The sequence below is a fragment of the Dehalococcoides sp. UCH007 genome, from assembly GCF_001010485.1.
Classification (GTDB): Bacteria; Chloroflexota; Dehalococcoidia; order Dehalococcoidales; family Dehalococcoidaceae; genus Dehalococcoides; species Dehalococcoides mccartyi_A.
Genome location: NZ_AP014722.1, coordinates 231,137 through 247,116, shown reverse-complemented (window position 1 = coordinate 247,116; position 15,980 = coordinate 231,137). Strand labels below are relative to the sequence as shown.

Genomic DNA, 15,980 nt, shown 5'->3' with positions numbered 1-15,980 from the left:
ATGTGGCATACCCGTTAAGAAAACCGCAAGTGTAATGAATACAGGGCAGTAACTACGCAATTGCTGCCCTGTATTTTGTTTTATCAGACCACCAAATTTACGTCAGGGTGCCATGAACATGAAGTAGCCGTTATTCTCGGCATTGTTCATCATATCCAGTACATCCTTGGCAATGAGCAGCTCATTCTGAGTCCAGGTGCTCATTCCAGCATCTACTGCCGCCAGTACCTGTGCTACAGTAAGACTGGATGCCCCAAAAAGGGCCTCCGCACCGGCAAATTTACTCAGATACACTGTTGCACCCGGCCTCATAGCCGCATCAAGTGTACCGCAGGTTTCTGAATCACCATCGGTAGCACCTATGTATGACTCAACACTCAGCCAGGCAGCCAAAAGCTGCTTTTGCACCAAAATGCGAGCCTTATCTTGAGTCATTTTACCTTTTTGGTCAGCTGACAATAACAGGATATTTATCTGCTCTGCGGTTAAGGTGCTGAAATAGGCGGAATCCGCGTTTACTCGGTTAACAATATCCGTAATACAGCCGATTGACCAGTGGTTATCCCAGTTTCCCCAATAGCCGATAGTACGCGGCTGCCACTGGAAAATAGTCACCGTCCAATCATCGGTATCCCTGTCAGTTGCACCAGTGGCATCAGTACCGATTGCAGTAGCTATATTGGTAAAGAATAATTCCGTAATACCTTCACAAACAATCAGGTCAGAACCGATGAATGTCCATATTTCACCCGGTTCCAGATACCCGTTGCCGTTAGTATCACCGCCGGTAAATAACAACCCAGCAATTTGGTCATCGGTCAGATCAACATCCAGCGAACAGTTGCCGATATTTGTCAGGGTATAGGTATAATCGGCATCCAGTTGCTCAAAATAACCTGCATTAGCCGGTCCGGTCTTATCCACCTCTATATTCGGCGTATGCAGTATAGGAACACTAAAGATATCTTCGTCAGTAACTTTAGTGGTATCCCAATATCCCTCAGCCGTTGCGGTATTATCTACCGGCCCGGCAGTAAACCATGGTACCAGATAGCTGCCGGTAAATATCCATATCTCAGTCAAGTCCAGCAGGCCATCAATATTTTCATCACCGCTCTGGTAGGTAACAGGAGAGACCAGATTATCAACTACAGCCACAGATGAAAGCGGCACATTGCCGGTATTGGTAACAGTATAGGTATAATCTATGGTTGTGTTTTCAGTAGCGGAAACGGGTAAACCCGCTTTCTCTACATGGATACCCGGGTCGGCTACAAATTCTTCATAGCCCACATCTAGTTTAAAGATTAATGCTCCCGGATTATATTGATAATATGGGCTAAGTCTGAGGGCGGGAGACGGGCTGTTGCCGTCGTCTGACCAGAAATATTCATTTGCCGCCAGAATTGTAATGGTATTTTCACCAGTTACCAGCATGGTATCCGGCACCGCAATATGCCCTACCGCCTGCCACCCGGTTGTAGCCACATAGGATTCATGCAGGTTAGTCAGCTCCCATCCAGCTACTTTGGCAGTAGACGAGCGTGCCAGAAAAACGCCGTTAATAAATACTTCCCAGCAGTTGTCTGCCGCTATATGCAAAGTACCTGCCTGGGGTGTGCCGTCAAGGGTAAAGTGCTGCTCAAATACCACTACCCGTCCATTGGTATAAGCGGCGGCATCATACAGAGGGTTGCTGACATCATAACTGCTTGGGCCTTCAGCTCTCTGGGTTTCCCATATCCAGTCAGCCCCGGGATTGGTAGATTGAAAATACAGGCCGGTCCCGGTATCCCATACTGAACCCAAAATATCAGGCGGTTCGGTCACATAGCCGGTAGGATATGGTTTAGGTTCCTGAGCAAGCACAGCACTGAGAGGTGAAGTGCTTAGGTCAACGTATACCGATCCCCCTCCGGCTTTATTGTATACGCCTACTATTTCAGTTGAAGTGCCGCTGCTGATAGAGACATTCACTATTGCCGCACTGACGGGTACAGAGGAAAACAATCCCAAGCTTACCAGAATTGAAAGTGAAAGCAATATCGATAGTGCTCTTCTCATAATATGCTCTCCCTCCTTTAAATTGCTGTCCAGATACTCCCTGCAACCTCACTCATCCACTACACCTCCTTTTGGAATCCGCAAAATTCCCAAAAATAAAACCGACCCCTAAAGGGCCGGTTTCACTATTAGCTCCCCGCTATCCGAGTGAACCAAATATGGGTAGCGGCTCAACGCTTCCCTTAATTTTGCTGACTCCACTACCATTATTGGCCTGTAATAGATGCAAAGTCAATATAACTAATACTATATTTTAATTACTATACTTTATCACTGTTATATCCTGCCAAATCCTTTGCCCATAGCCCTTGTTAATGATTTAACCGGATACCATATACACTTATAATACCCGGGTTGGTATAGTACAGCTTAGGTATAAAAGCAGTTAACTGCATAAGCAGAATCTTCAGGGCAAATTCAAACAGAATACCTGCTGGCACAAACCAAATATTTTGCCGTTTTATTATCTTTTGTGTACTTGTTAATACATATCGCCGAGTTTATAATGTTTACAATAAAAATATAAAGGCGAAAAACATGTATTGTTCCAACTGCGGCAAACAAGTAGATGAAAGCGTATCCTTTTGCCCTGCCTGCGGCAACCAAATCCACACCGGTAAAATGACCGCGGCGGAATACCCTGAACGCAAATCCCGAATTGCAGCCGGTTTGCTGGGGGTGTTTCTGGGAAGTATCGGCGTACACAGATTCTATCTGGGTTTCGTGGGTATAGGTATAGCCCAAATCATTGTCAGCATTGTTACCTTGGGTATAGGCTCTATCTGGGGCTTTATTGAAGGTATTCTTATACTTACCGGTTCATTTGAGAAGGATGCCAAGGGTATACCCCTGAGAGATTGATACATACACAAATTTTACGGCTATATAACAAACCGAATTAATTTACCACATACGGTATAGCCGCTCTTTATACAGAAAGGAAGTGCCATGCCCAAGATATGACCGATGGAATTAATAATAATTATCATGCTCATAGCGATCCCCGCAACCCTTATATGGGTGCTGATAAAATTATTTAACAAGCTGGATAAAAAACATGCTGGAAATCGGCCGCTGGGTATAACTGAAATAAACAAAGGGGTTCAGTATTGCACCCGGTGCGGACAGAAACTGGCAGCAGATGCCGAGTTTTGCCCGGTTTGCGGTACAAAGAAACTGTGCAATCCTGAAAAACCCTAAGAGGGTTGGAATTATGGTCAGGCTGATTTTGGGTATATTGCTGGGGTTCTGGGGATTGCCCCTGCTTGTTTTTTCAGCCCAAAACCTCATCAACTGTCTGAATGAGAACGAGTCAAAAGCAGCCTTGATGTTTTTCTTTGCCACCGGACTTCCATCTCTGATTATGCTTTTAGGGTCATTTCTGCTTATAAGAAACTACACTAAAAATCCGACAAAACCTGCTCCTTTAGCGAAATCCTGTTCCCCGCATACAGGTTTATCAAGTACAAACGGGCGGTACTGTACCAAATGCGGTAGTGAATTGGCAGCAGAGGCAGTATTCTGCCCGAACTGCGGGCAGAAAATATCTGTCGGATAAGCTGTCTCTGCCGTTATATATTCACAAGCATTACCCATTTTACCTAGTGCGGTGTGAACCCGCCTCACACCCCTATCAAACGGATATACTTGAGAATCAATCACTCACTCCGCCAAAAGTTAAGTCCGGCCTTTGGTGTATAATAAGCTAAACCTGAACTACCCCGGATGACAAATATTAGAGAGGCTTCTTTAAAAATGCCCCATAAAACAACCCTGATTATTGGCGGGGGTGCTGCCGGCATGACAGCCGCCATCAGCAAAGCCCGCCGTGGTGAACCGGTAATTATCCTTGAAAAAACTGCCCAGCTAGGCAAAAAAATACTTGCCAGCGGCAATGGACGCTGCAATCTGCTTAACGAACAGCTGGATTCCAGCTTTTATAACCCCGAAGCCAGACCTTTGGTAAATTCCGTTTTCAGCCGCTTCGGGCGGAACGAGATACTAAATTTCTTTTCGGAACTGGGGCTTCACTATTATTCACAGGACGGCCGCATCTTTCCATTTACCAACCAGGCTGCTTCGGTACTGAAAGTACTGGAAATGGAAATACAGCGTCTGGGGGTAAAAGTGGAGTACGGCTTTGACTGCCTGTCTATCCGCAAAACTCAAAACGGGTTCAGCCTGCAAGCGGCAGATGGCAGACAGCAGACAGGGCCAAGCCTTATCCTGACCGGGGGAGGCTGCACCTACCCGTCTTTCGGTTCGGACGGAAGCGGCTATAAACTGGCAGCTTCACTGGGACATCATATTATCAAACCTGTACCCAGTACCGTACCCTTGGTAGTCAAAGACCCCCTCTGCCACCTGCTGCAGGGGCAGCGCATAATTGCCCAGGCTCAAAGCCGTATCAGGGACAAAGCTGGCACCCCGGTTGACGGTGAATTGCTCTTTACCAAATACGGCCTGTCAGGCAGCCTGATACTGGACATAAGCCAGGAGATTTCACTGGCCATAAACCGTTTAAACATAAAAGATGTCTCCCTTGAAATAGACCTGATACCATTCATGGAACAAAAACAGCTGGAAACAGAGCTTTTAAAGCGCCGGAAAACGGGCTTAAGCCCGGAGGAAATGCTGACCGGCATACTTCCCAACAAGCTCTGTATGGCATTTAAACAGCTGTTTGAAAAAGACAACCCCGCCAAAGCCGCTGCCAAACTAAAAAACTGGCGGTTTGAGGTTTCTGGTACCCACGGCTGGAATGAGGCCGAATTTACCGCCGGCGGCATAGACACCGGGGAGATAGACATCCAAACACTAGAATCAAAGCTGGTCAAGGGGCTGTATCTGGCGGGTGAGGTGCTGGACGTAAACGGGGTACGCGGCGGCTATAATCTGGGCTGGGCCTGGGCTTCAGGCTACATAGCCGGTTTAAATTAAAAATCTATTGACTTATTTATTACCCGCATTTATCATTATGTCCTATATAGTCATACAGTTTACTATAAGGGTAAACGGGAAAGGCAGAAACAGATGAAATCCGGCAAATTTTTGGCTACCCTACTCAGCCTGCTCATGCTGTTCTCACTGGCTTTGGGCGGCTGTTCAAGCGCTACTGATGACACTGACTCACCAGACACCAATAACAATAATCCCCCTGCATCTGAAACCCCCACCACCCCTACCGGCTCACAGCTGATTGCTTCCATACTGGCAGCTTCTCCCAATATAACCAGCTTTGATATGACCAGCATGATTGACATGACTATGCAGGTCTCCGGTATGAATATCAAAACAGTTATGACCGCAAATGGCAAAGAAGACCTTGGCAACAAGAGAGCTTACCTAACAAGCAGCGTAATTATGTCCGGGGATTTGGCAAGCACTATGGAATTGGAGACCTATATGATTGGCAGTCTCCAGTATTTCAGGATTACCAATAGTGACCAGGACACCGGCATGCAGCTTAATACCTGGTATAAAATGCTGATAGATGCCCAGATGCAAAGCCAAACTTGGGATTCCCAATCCCAGCAAAATGACTATCTATTCTCCAAATCAACCATTACCATAGACGGGTCTGAAACAATAAACGGAGTAAGCTGCTGGAAAGTGACCATCACCCCTGATCTGGCAGAACTTATAAAATACCTGAACGAACAGCAAGCTATTGAAGACTCTTCAGCCATAACCAACCCCGCTGACAGCCTGAAAAATATAAAAATGACTGCCTGGGTTGCCAAAGATACTTCATTTGTAATAAAGATGAATATGACCATGGATATAATCACAGAAGCCCAGACTATGTCTCTTGTTATGTCTACTACTATTACTAATATTAACCAGCCGGTCACTATTACCCTGCCACCTGATGCGGTTAACGCCATTCAGTTAGGCTAAATTTTCTGAAACCTTTCGGCAGGTAAAACCAAGGGGGAGGCTTTAAAACCTTCCCCTATTTTTGTGTCAGAAAATGCCTCCTTTGGCGGCGGGGGTTTCTTACTGTATAATGGCGATTGTACAAAACTAAGATGCTAAATATCCAAAATCTTTCCAAATCCTTCGGGGTACGCAGCCTTTACACCGGCGTAAACCTGAATATAGGGGCAAGAGACCGTCTGGCTCTGCTTGGGCCAAACGGCAGCGGCAAGACCACCCTTTTTGAAATGATTGCCGGCAGGCTGGAAGCTGACGAAGGTAAAATTATCCTCCGCCGCGGCACTACGGTGGGTTATCTGGAACAGGATATCAAGCCCAGCTCCAAACAGCCCCTTCTTAAAGCTGTCTCCAGTGCCTCTGACCGCCTTAGCTCCCTTTCGCACAAAATTTCCCTGCTTCAGGGGGAACTGGCCGAGGAAAAAGACGACTCTGAAAATAACCGCCTTCTGAGCGAACTGGGGGAGCTTCAGCACTCATTTGAGGCTCTGGGTGGTTATAATGCCGAACAGGAAGCCAAGCTGATACTGGCCGGGCTGGGTTTCAAACCAGCAGATTTTGACCGCCCCCTGCATGAGTTTTCCGGCGGCTGGCTGATGCGGGCTGAACTGGCCAAACTCCTTTTCCTCAGCCCGGATATACTCATACTGGACGAACCTACCAATCACCTTGACTTAGAGTCCACCCGCTGGTTTGAAAGCTACCTAAAGCAGTATAGCGGCTCGGTGCTCTTTACCAGCCATGACCGGGCATTTTTAAACTCCATCGCTACCAAGATACTGTCACTGGAAGACCAAAAAGCCCGCCTTTATTCCGGTAATTATGACAGCTACCTGCGGGAACGTGAACTCCGCCTGAACCAGCTGGAAAGCCAGGCCCGCCGCCAGCAGGAACTTATTGATAAAGAAACCAAGTTTATAGAGCGCTTCCGTTACAAAGCCACCAAAGCCAGCCAGGTGCAAAGCCGGATAAAAAAGCTGGATAAGCTGTCTGCAGTAGCTATCCCCCGCCAGACCAAAAAAATACACTTTAATTTCCCCGAACCAGAACGCAGCGGGCATGATGTTATAAAACTAAGAAACCTCACCAAGTCTTACGGTGACCTGGTTATCTACCAGGGGCTGGAACTGGTGCTTGCCCGGGGTGACAAGGCCGCTCTGGTAGGCCCTAACGGTGCCGGCAAAACCACCCTCCTTAAGATACTGGCCGGGATTATGCCGTTTGATTCGGGTTACCGTAATTTGGGAGCAAACGTAAATACCGCCTATTTTGCCCAGTATTATGTAGAGTCGCTAAGCCCTGCCAATAACCTGATAGAGGAGTTGGAAACTATTTTACCGGATGCCCCCGAACAGCAGCTGCGGGGTATGCTGGGGGCATTTCTCTTCAGCGGGGATGATGTAAAAAAGAGGATATCGGTGCTGTCCGGGGGTGAAAAAACCCGCTTGGCCATTGCCAAAATGCTGCTTAAGCCCGCCAATCTGGTACTAATGGACGAACCAACCAATCATCTGGACATACCCGCCCGCGAAATACTGGCAGACGCCCTTCAGGCATACAAAGGCACTCTGTGTTTTATCACCCATGACCGTACCCTTATCCGCGAAGTAGCTAACAAGATTATTGAAGTACGTAACGGCAAAATCAGGGTTTTTGAAGGCGATTATGATGCCTATCTGGAATTTGCCGCCGCCAACCCTTTTGAAGGGGAAGTGTCTAAAAACCCTGCACCGGTTATTTCTCACCACCCCTCCCCCGTTCCGGCCACACTTTCCCAGAAACAGCGCAAAACTCTGGAAGGGCAGATAAGAAACCAGCATTATAAAGAAACCGGGGCTTTGAAGAAGGAAATATCCGACACAGAGGCTGAAATAACAAATCTGGAACAACGCAAACAGGAACTGGAAATCCTGCTTGCCGACCCTGATTTATACCGCAGCGGCCAAAAAGCGGCCGATACATCAGCGGAATATAAAAACTGCAAGGAGCAGCTGGTCACTCTGGGTGATAAATGGCTAAGGCTCTGCCAGCAGAACGATACCCTCAAACAGAAACTGGAAGATGCCCTGAAGGCACTGGATAATTAGCCTAAGATAGCCAGTATAACCACCGCCAGATGAAACGCCCAGCCCAAGAGTATAAGGGCATGGAATATCTCATGGAAGCCGAATACTCCCGGCACCGGGTTTGGTTTTTTAATACCGTAAATAACCGCCCCTATGCTGTAGGCCAAACCGCCGCAAGCAATCAGCCAGAACACCAGAGGCGGCATATTCAGCCAGAACTCTCTTAAAGGGAAAACCGCCATCCAGCCCATACCCAGATAGGTTACCGGTGAGAGCCAGCGGGGCGCATTCAGGAAAAATACCTTCTGGAAGACACCTATAAGCACAAAAGCCCAGGTGGCAATAAGCATACCCAGCCGCCAGCCCCCGTCCAGATAGATATAAGCCATGGGGGTATAAGTACCGGCTATCATTATAAATATGGCTATATGGTCAAGCTTGCGCCAGACATTTATTTCATTTTCCTGTTTTTTCAGGGCGTGGTAAATAGTACTGAAAGAAAACAGGCTGATAACAGCCAGCGCATAAATGACTGAGACCGCCATGATATCCCAGTTCCCCCAGCTAAGTATGACCAGCACTATCAGTGCCAGCACACCCCCCACCGCCCCTGCCAGATGAGAAAATGAAGAAAAGCGCTCCGCCTTGCGTATATTTATATCGGTCCTCCTGAAAGAAACTACAATTATAAACCTTTGGGCTGGAATGGTCTACGGGCATTTTTATCCTATGCTATCCTTTTTAACCCTTGTGCGTTTTAATACTTGCAGACAAAACAAGGAGCTACAAGCATGAAAACCAAACTTGCGCTTTCGCTGCTGGCCGTAGTCAGTTTATTCACCTTTACCGCCTGTGCGGGCGGTGTTTCGGCTGAAGAACTGAAATCTGACAAAGACCGGATCTTAAGTCCGAATGTCAGCCAGCAAAGTTTAAACACCCAAGTCCAAGCCAATAATGATTTAGCCTTTAAACTGTACCGCTACCTGAAAGGCACCGTGGAAGGCAACTTCTTTTACTCCCCGTTCAGCATTTCCATTGCTCTGGCCATGACCTATGCCGGGGCAGATACCGCCACCAAAACCGAAATGCAAAACACCCTTAATTACCTGCTGCCGGATGCTGATTTGCATGCCTTTTTTAACTTTATTGACCAGGAACTGAATAAAAGAGAGGCTCAGGCCAAGGAAGCAGATGAAGGCACTTTTGAACTCAAGCTGGTAAATGCCATCTGGGGGCAGAAAGACTACACCTTCCTGTCAGATTTTCTGGATACACTGGCCCAGAATTACGGGGCAGGTCTTAGTGTGCTGGACTTTGCCGCTAATTCCGAAGAAGCCCGCAAGGTCATAAATGACTGGGTATCAGACGCAACCAAAGACAAAATCAAAGACCTTATCCCGGCTGACGGCATAGATGCAACCACCCGTCTGGTGCTGACCAATGCTATCTACTTTAATGCCGCCTGGGCAGCACCCTTTGATGAAGAAAATACTCAAAGCGGCCTTTTCTACCTGCAAAACGGTACCAGCGTAAATGTGCAGATGCTGCGCCAGATTGAAAACCACGGCTATTACAGCGGAGATGATTTTCAGGCTGTAGAGCTGGCTTATGCCGGAAACGGGCTCTCAATGGTAATTATCCTGCCGGATGAAGGCAAATTTGCCGAAGTGGAAGATGCCCTTTCCGGACAGATGCTGGCAAAGATACTTTCTTCTATCAAGTCCAACCAGATAAACCTGTCCCTGCCCAAGTTCAGCTTTGAATCAAAGTTTACCCTTAAAGACGCTTTGTCTTCCCTGGGTATGCCCACTGCCTTTGGCAGCCAGGCAGATTTCTCCAAGATGGACGGCGGATATAACCTTATGATAGGTGATGTATTTCACAAGTCATTTATATCTGTAAGCGAAGACGGCACTGAAGCGGCCGCGGCAACAGCCGTAAGTATGAACCTGACTTCCGCCCCAACCGAACTTGTTACCCTGTCTATTGACCGGGCTTTTATCTTCTGTATAGTAGATATGGCTACCGGCACTACCCTCTTTACCGGACGGGTAATAGACCCCACCGCCTGAAATAATACACGTCTGTAAGAAAAAGAGCGGACACCTTTCAGGGGTGTCCGCTTTCATATTTAATGCCCCAAAAATCCGGCTTATTTAGTCTGTTTCTTCAGGCATTTGTACCAGATATTCATGCTTTTCAGGCCGCCGTTTATCTGGGTATTATTCTTAAGCCGGCCGGCAAACTCATACCCCTGTCTGGCAAAGCTTATATTCATACCGTAAGACTCTGCCACCGCAGACGTATAGCTTACCCCGAAACCTTTTTGTTTCATTTCGGTTTCCATAGTATGCAGCAAGATACCCGCCAGCTTGCGGCGGCGGTAATCCGGCAGGGTGGCAAAATCTGTCAGTTCCACATGGCCTTCCAGCGGATATTGCTCAGCCGAAGCCAGCGCCGCCAGTTTCTGCCCGTGCCAGATACCATAATAGGTTATACTCTCGGTCATGGTGCGGCTGATATATTCCGGTTCGTAAATGGGAAACGGATATGAGGCAAATACAGTGGAAAACACCTCAGCCATAGCCGCAGTATCGTCAGCAGTGCATTTGCGAAGGGTGTATCCCTTAGGCAGTTTAAACGAAAGTGCCTTACCGGCTTTGAAATGGGCCACCTTCAGCACATCTTCCAGCAATTCGGCATTTTCCTCTGTTTTCCTGCCCTCATCTATAAATTTGCCCATAAAATAACCGGCTTTAGTCCCGCCGTAAAAACAGGGGATAACCGCTTCAGTTTCGAAACCATCTGCCTCAAACAGGGTTTTAACATCACCGGGTACTTTGGCAAACAGCTTGGTATAGCCGTTTTCAGTGGCCAGTGCCTGCATTTCAGGCAGCAGGGTAGTCGTTTCCTCGGCAGCCAGCCTCATCAGATAAATACGGTCACTGTTTTTACCGTGCTGAATCAGAGACGTACCCAGGGTGACTATCTGGTCATAGCCGCTCTTGCGGCGGTTCATCCGGTCACACTCGGTGGGAACTAAATAATCTGTATCCTCGTGATTAGACAGCAAACGGGCAATGCCCACCAGTGACCCTTCGGCCGCACCGTTTAAATCAAGCTCAAGGTTACAGGCCGAACAGTCCTGACCGCACTTGGGCGGGTGATAATCTTCCGGCTGGTAATAGGCGGTTATAATCCCTTCGTAATTACGCAATATAACCTTGCTGGAAGACTGGGATATCAGGTAATTCGGCATAATGGGTATCTTGCCGCCGCCGTTGGGGGCATCTATTACATATGTAGGCACAGCGAAACCACTGGTGTGCCCGATAAGATTTTCAATAATCTCTATCCCCTTGCCTATGGAAGTGCGGAAATGGGAAAGTCCCTGTGCCGGGTCACACTGATACAGGTAATAAGGCCTCACCCTGTTTTCCACCAGCTTGTGCACCAGAGCCTTCATAACCCGCGGGCAGTCATTTACTTTGGCCAGAAGGACGGTCTGATTACCCAGCGGGATACCGGCATCCGCCAGCAGGCGAAGCGCCCGGATAGAGGTAGCAGTAATCTCTCTGGGGTGGTTGAAGTGGGTATTTACCCAGACAGGGTGGTATTTTTTAATAATTTTTACCAGATGGGGGGTAATCCGCTGGGGCAGTACCACCGGCACCCGCGTGCCAATGCGTATTACCTGAACATGGGGTATGGCCTTCAGCTCAGACAGCAGCCACTCAAGCATACTGCCTGAAAGCAGCAGGGGGTCACCCCCGGATAACAGCACATCCCGCACCTGGGGGGTATTTTTAATATATTCCAAGCCCTTTACCAGGTCATCACGGGACAGGGTCTTGTCAACATCCCCCACTTTACGTTTGCGGGTACAGTGGCGGCAGTACATGGCACAGCGGTTTGAGACATGAAACAGCACCCGGTCAGGATAGCGGTGGGTAATGCCGGGGGCGGGGCTATCCACATCTTCAGCCAAAGGGTCTTCCTTGTCATGGCAGCTGAAATTAAGCTCGGCTGCACTGGGTACAGACTGAATAAAAACCGGGTCATTTTCAAAATTTTTAGGGTCAATCAGGGAAAAGTAATACGGGGTAATACTCATGGGGAAATTGCGGATAGTATCTTCCAGACTGCGGCGTTTCTCAGCTGAAAATTTTACCCCCAGCAGTTTTTCAACGGTGGCCAAGTCCTTAATAGTATGGGAAACATGCCATTTCCAGTTCCCCCACTCTTCCTCACTGTAGTCAGAGCTTATCTTGTGGGCCATCAGGCGGTAATCATGCTCCGGCAAAGAGGTCTGAGGCATCTTTTCTTCAATATGTGTTAAAACCATGTTAATCCTTCCTTTGTGCGGGATACACCCCAACCCAAAAGCTGAATTAAGAAAACACGGCTGGACGAGCTGACAGCTTGAATAAAGAGGTTTGAAACTACGCTAAGACTAGCAAATACCCGGAATGACACAAAACAACTGAGAAGGAAACAACCGGAAGATTAAAAACAGCGGAAAGGGCCGGGGATAAAACCCGTTTTACAACGGGTCACCAAGACTATATTTAAGTATATTTTCTCACTTTGGAGTGACAAATACCTCCTCGTGTCCTTGATATCAAGTGTATTGTACCTCTATTATACCCCCGCAGTCAAGCTACAGAGGTATAATAGAGAGATACTGATTTGTTTTAAGTAAATACAGCTTATTTTTTGACCATAACTTGCCATAAATTGCTGTAGTTTAGTTTAGTTACTTGTAACTTCTTCTATTTAGTTTACCGGAAAACCGCCCCTAAAGTTTCAGATTCAAAAGTGCTGCCTCAGCGGCTACCGGAGCATCAGAGCGGGGGGAGTTGCTTTCCAAAGCCTTTATAACTCCGGAAATATTGCTCTTAAGCTCCTTATCCCTCAGCCCTGTAAGCACATGGTGAGCTTCTTCCCTTAGGAAAGGGGAACGGGCATCTGACAAACTAAGCGCCCGCAGAAGCGGCTTTACCCCCTCTTTACCTATCTTTATCAGACCCAAAGATGCCAGCCAACGTATATCAGATACTTCGTGGGAGAGAAGCTTTACCAAAGCACCGGCAGAAGAGGCATCCCCGATACGGCTGAGAGCCTTAACACTTTCCCACAACGCTTCACCCTTATTCTCATCCAGCTTTGCTACCAGATACGGCACGCTTGCTTTACCCAAATCTTCGAGTGCCAGACGGGCGGACTGGCGTACCAGCCCATTCGGGTCTTTTAAAAGCTCTAGCTGCTGCACAATAAACTTGGTATCTGTCATCTGCTTTATCCTCCTTTTTTGAGTCTAATCCAAAACAGGCATAAGGTCTATTAGTAACGATACGTAATAACACCCGCAGAAAAATATTGACACAAATAAAAGTACAGGCTATTCTGAAGCCAAGTGGCAAAGAAACTGAAAGGTAAACACCATGCCCCGACCATATAAATGCCGCCGCATAAGTGAAATACCCAAAGTAGCTTATTACAAACCTGCCGGCATACCTCTGAGTATGCTTGAGGAAAACCAGCTGTCCACTGAAGAAGCTGAGGCCCTGCGGCTGAAAGACCTGCTGGGACTTGAACAGACCGAGGCTGCCCAGCAGATGAATATTTCCAGGCCCACTTTCCAGCGGATGCTCTACTCCGCCAGATACAAAGTAGCCGACGCCCTGCTAAATGGCAAGGCACTACGGATAGAGGGAGGGGTTTTTGAGATAGATGCCCGCCCCTGCTGTCAGAGGCAAACACCCACTTGCCAGCCAGACCCGCCGAAAGAACCCTAAAAATGGGATATGCTGTTTAGTTCGGCGATTTCGGCTGTGGTCAGCTTTATATCCAAAGCCTTCAGGTTTTCCCGTGCCTGCACCGGAGTACTGGCCCCAGCTAAAGCGAAAACAGTGTCACCCTGCCCGTAAATTACCCATGCCAAAGCCACCTGAGCTATATCCACATGGTATCTGACAGCTATTTCCGAAAGCTTGGCTATAACCGGCATACTCTTTTCCAACCCGCGGCGGATAGCTTTGCGGCGGATAAAAGGCACCTGCTCCAAATACTCCGGATTGCGCTGGTATTTACCGGAGAGAATGCCCATACCCAGCGGAGAATAAGCAATCAGACTGATACCCAGTTCGCGGGCGGTCTCTAGCACCCCGTTTGTCTCAATCTGCCGGTCCAGCAGATTATACTTGACCTGATTTGAAGCCAGTGACAGCCCGTGTTTGTTTAAACGTTTCTGGGCAATACGCATCTGAGAAGCATTAAAGTTGCTGACGCCTATAGCCCGTATCCGGCCTTCTTTATACAAAGCGGCCATGTTATCCATCTGGGTATCAATGGAGGCAAAAAGCCCCGGGAAATGCACCTGATACAAATCTACCTTATACGGGCTTAGAAAACCCTCACGTATGGGCAAAAGGGTCTTCAAAGAAGAGGCCGAGCGCATGGTAGGCTGCCATTTGGTAGCTATAAAACATTCCCCCGGCCGGACACCCGCCTGCTTCAAAGCTTCGGCCAGAGACTCTTCGCTTTGCCCCATGCCATAAGCTTCGGCGGTATCAAACCAGTTTATGCCGCCGGTAAGTGAATTAAGCACAATCTCATTTACTTTAGTTTGGTTTAGCATACCCCAGACACCGATAGCCGCCCCCTTGCCGCGGGAAAACTGCCAGCCACCCAAACCTATGGGGCTGAGCCCTATGCCTGTTTTGCCAAGTTCACGATAAGACCACTTTTTATCTAAAATATCGTTCATATATCCGGCCGCTCCCGATAATTTTTTTACTGCAGAAAATACACCTAAATGTTAGCTTTCAACATTACTAAAGGCAAGCCTCACAATCCCTTTCTAGACACCTTAGTATCATCTAGAGGGGAAACCGCTAACACCCGCATAAAGACGCTATTCCGGTAATCTGCCCGGCCACGAGGGGCATAAACAGTCCGTGCCGCAAAAACCTTATGCGATTTTTGGTATTAAACGAAAACATCACTCGAGCTATTCAATTTGGCAGACAAACCAGCTCATTCTGGCGGATAAAACTCTGCATAAGGGGATTTAAAAACGGGTTTTTCAGCTGGCTCTCATAAGCACTCATGGCTGCTATTTTTTGCTCCAATTGGGCTTCAGAAAGGTCAAAGCGAAGCCAATTCTGGTCTTCATTTACCAGTGTAAGCGGCGGCAGCAGATACAAGTTCTGGTTAAAAATCCGCGGCTGAGGGAATAATATCCGGTAATGCACCAGATATTCATACCTCTGTATACCGGGAATAGTTTTAAGATACTGACCGACTGCTCTGCTTACAGCCGCATGGTCAGCATGGGCATCCTTGTGGTGGGGATAAAACACGATATCCGGCTGAAAACTGTTTATCAAATTCCCAAATGAAGCAGCCAGACTGTTAAGTGATAATGAATTCAAACTGCCATCTTTAAAACCCAGAAACACCAGATTATCTTCGCTAACCCCCAAAAGATGGCAGGCGTGTTCAAATTCCGCATAGCGGGTCTCCCGAGGAGTATATTTGCTGCCGTCAGTAACCAGTACAATTTCTACCTCCGCACCAGCCTGACAAGCACTGGCAATATATCCGCCCAGCGCAATAGTCTCATCATCCGGGTGGGGGGAAAATACAAGTATCCGTTCTCCCGCCTGTGGTAACGGCAGACAGTCAAGGAGTTTGATATATTGCTGACCAAGTACTTCCGGCACAGCCCAGAAGAAAAAGGATACCCCGGCCAGACAGATAACTATCAGGCTAAAAAGTAGGCCTATCCTGTTCTTTTTAATGGGGCCCATCTGTATCAGTTTAGAAAATATATCCGCCAAGTACAAGTGGCAATATCCGTCACCCTGCCGAATGCCTTGATAAACTAATTAGACAACTTATAGCCTTTTG

At 47.7% G+C, this 15,980-nt stretch carries 14 protein-coding genes and 1 riboswitch; of the genes, 8 read left to right on the top strand and 6 right to left on the bottom strand.

Translation table 11 applies throughout. The features are described 5' to 3' along the window. Positions 1-102 precede the first annotated feature (102 nt). Positions 103-2,064: a DUF7507 domain-containing protein gene (locus UCH007_RS01300; protein WP_046960859.1), complete on the bottom strand. Its 1,962-nt coding sequence runs from the start codon at positions 2,062-2,064 to the stop codon at positions 103-105. Between the two features lie 105 nt (positions 2,065-2,169). Next, a riboswitch (cyclic di-GMP riboswitch) is annotated at positions 2,170-2,254 on the bottom strand. Between the two features lie 347 nt (positions 2,255-2,601). Between UCH007_RS01300 and UCH007_RS01295 the strand changes: the two genes are divergently transcribed. From UCH007_RS01295 to UCH007_RS01270, 6 genes are all read left to right on the top strand, one after another. Further along, the gene (locus UCH007_RS01295; RefSeq protein ID WP_012881551.1) at positions 2,602-2,925 is read left to right on the top strand and encodes a TM2 domain-containing protein; all 324 of its coding nucleotides are present in this window, start codon (positions 2,602-2,604) and stop codon (positions 2,923-2,925) included. A 105-nt stretch (positions 2,926-3,030) separates the two neighbouring features. After that, positions 3,031-3,264 carry a zinc-ribbon domain-containing protein gene (locus UCH007_RS01290; protein WP_231854719.1) on the top strand — a complete coding sequence of 78 codons (234 nt, stop codon included), beginning with the start codon at positions 3,031-3,033 and terminating at the stop codon, positions 3,262-3,264. Positions 3,265-3,277: 13 nt separating this feature from the next. After that, on the top strand, positions 3,278-3,622 hold the full coding sequence (locus UCH007_RS01285) for a zinc-ribbon domain-containing protein (RefSeq protein WP_046960858.1): 345 nt from the start codon (positions 3,278-3,280) through the stop codon (positions 3,620-3,622). Positions 3,623-3,819: 197 nt separating this feature from the next. Then, a complete protein-coding gene (locus UCH007_RS01280; protein WP_046960857.1) occupies positions 3,820-5,004 on the top strand; it encodes an NAD(P)/FAD-dependent oxidoreductase in 1,185 nt (394 codons plus the stop codon). A 93-nt stretch (positions 5,005-5,097) separates the two neighbouring features. Then, on the top strand, positions 5,098-5,964 hold the full coding sequence (locus UCH007_RS01275; protein WP_046960856.1) for a DUF6612 family protein: 867 nt from the start codon (positions 5,098-5,100) through the stop codon (positions 5,962-5,964). 131 nt (positions 5,965-6,095) lie between these two features. Continuing rightward, positions 6,096-8,087, top strand: a complete 1,992-nt coding sequence (locus UCH007_RS01270) for an ABC-F family ATP-binding cassette domain-containing protein (protein ID WP_046961520.1) — start codon at positions 6,096-6,098, stop codon at positions 8,085-8,087. Here UCH007_RS01270 and trhA read toward each other — a convergent pair. Then, positions 8,084-8,719: a PAQR family membrane homeostasis protein TrhA gene (trhA, locus tag UCH007_RS01265; RefSeq protein WP_082111131.1), complete on the bottom strand. Its 636-nt coding sequence runs from the start codon at positions 8,717-8,719 to the stop codon at positions 8,084-8,086. The two genes, UCH007_RS01270 and trhA, sit on opposite strands and share 4 nt — an antisense overlap. A gap of 138 nt (positions 8,720-8,857) precedes the next feature. On the opposite strand from trhA, the gene UCH007_RS01260 reads away from it, so the two are divergent. Continuing rightward, complete coding sequence (locus UCH007_RS01260) at positions 8,858-10,138, top strand: serpin family protein (protein WP_046960854.1); 1,281 nt, start codon at positions 8,858-8,860, stop codon at positions 10,136-10,138. 80 nt (positions 10,139-10,218) lie between these two features. Here UCH007_RS01260 and ablA read toward each other — a convergent pair whose 3' ends face one another. After that, complete coding sequence (gene ablA / locus UCH007_RS01255) at positions 10,219-12,411, bottom strand: lysine 2,3-aminomutase (RefSeq protein ID WP_046960853.1); 2,193 nt, start codon at positions 12,409-12,411, stop codon at positions 10,219-10,221. A 453-nt stretch (positions 12,412-12,864) separates the two neighbouring features. Beyond that, the gene (locus UCH007_RS01250; protein WP_046960852.1) at positions 12,865-13,359 is read right to left on the bottom strand and encodes a HEAT repeat domain-containing protein; all 495 of its coding nucleotides are present in this window, start codon (positions 13,357-13,359) and stop codon (positions 12,865-12,867) included. A 151-nt stretch (positions 13,360-13,510) separates the two neighbouring features. Here UCH007_RS01250 and UCH007_RS01245 point away from each other — a divergent pair, with 151 nt between their 5' ends. Further along, positions 13,511-13,864 (top strand): DUF134 domain-containing protein, encoded by a 354-nt coding sequence (locus UCH007_RS01245; RefSeq protein WP_023651864.1) that lies wholly within the window; start codon positions 13,511-13,513, stop codon positions 13,862-13,864. Here the strand turns inward: UCH007_RS01245 and UCH007_RS01240 are convergent. Beyond that, positions 13,861-14,835: an aldo/keto reductase gene (locus UCH007_RS01240; RefSeq protein ID WP_046960851.1), complete on the bottom strand. Its 975-nt coding sequence runs from the start codon at positions 14,833-14,835 to the stop codon at positions 13,861-13,863. The two genes, UCH007_RS01245 and UCH007_RS01240, sit on opposite strands and share 4 nt — an antisense overlap. Before the next feature lie 247 nt (positions 14,836-15,082). Beyond that, a complete protein-coding gene (locus UCH007_RS01235; RefSeq protein WP_231854716.1) occupies positions 15,083-15,910 on the bottom strand; it encodes a PIG-L deacetylase family protein in 828 nt (275 codons plus the stop codon). Between the last annotated feature and the right edge of the window lie 70 nt (positions 15,911-15,980).

What these genes read in the sequence shown, in the direction of transcription:
- UCH007_RS01260 (WP_046960854.1), top strand. Translation starts at nt 8,858, where the DNA reads ATGAAAACCAAACTTGCGCTTTCGCTGCTGGCCGTAGTCAGTTTATTC.
- UCH007_RS01290 (WP_231854719.1), top strand. Translation starts at nt 3,031, where the DNA reads ATGGAATTAATAATAATTATCATGCTCATAGCGATCCCCGCAACCCTT.
- UCH007_RS01245 (WP_023651864.1), top strand. Translation starts at nt 13,511, where the DNA reads ATGCCCCGACCATATAAATGCCGCCGCATAAGTGAAATACCCAAAGTA.
- UCH007_RS01240 (WP_046960851.1), bottom strand. Translation starts at nt 14,835, where the DNA reads ATGAACGATATTTTAGATAAAAAGTGGTCTTATCGTGAACTTGGCAAA.
- UCH007_RS01280 (WP_046960857.1), top strand. Translation starts at nt 3,820, where the DNA reads ATGCCCCATAAAACAACCCTGATTATTGGCGGGGGTGCTGCCGGCATG.
- UCH007_RS01275 (WP_046960856.1), top strand. Translation starts at nt 5,098, where the DNA reads ATGAAATCCGGCAAATTTTTGGCTACCCTACTCAGCCTGCTCATGCTG.
- UCH007_RS01300 (WP_046960859.1), bottom strand. Translation starts at nt 2,064, where the DNA reads ATGAGAAGAGCACTATCGATATTGCTTTCACTTTCAATTCTGGTAAGC.
- UCH007_RS01250 (WP_046960852.1), bottom strand. Translation starts at nt 13,359, where the DNA reads ATGACAGATACCAAGTTTATTGTGCAGCAGCTAGAGCTTTTAAAAGAC.
- UCH007_RS01285 (WP_046960858.1), top strand. Translation starts at nt 3,278, where the DNA reads ATGGTCAGGCTGATTTTGGGTATATTGCTGGGGTTCTGGGGATTGCCC.
- UCH007_RS01270 (WP_046961520.1), top strand. Translation starts at nt 6,096, where the DNA reads ATGCTAAATATCCAAAATCTTTCCAAATCCTTCGGGGTACGCAGCCTT.
- ablA (WP_046960853.1), bottom strand. Translation starts at nt 12,411, where the DNA reads ATGGTTTTAACACATATTGAAGAAAAGATGCCTCAGACCTCTTTGCCG.
- UCH007_RS01295 (WP_012881551.1), top strand. Translation starts at nt 2,602, where the DNA reads ATGTATTGTTCCAACTGCGGCAAACAAGTAGATGAAAGCGTATCCTTT.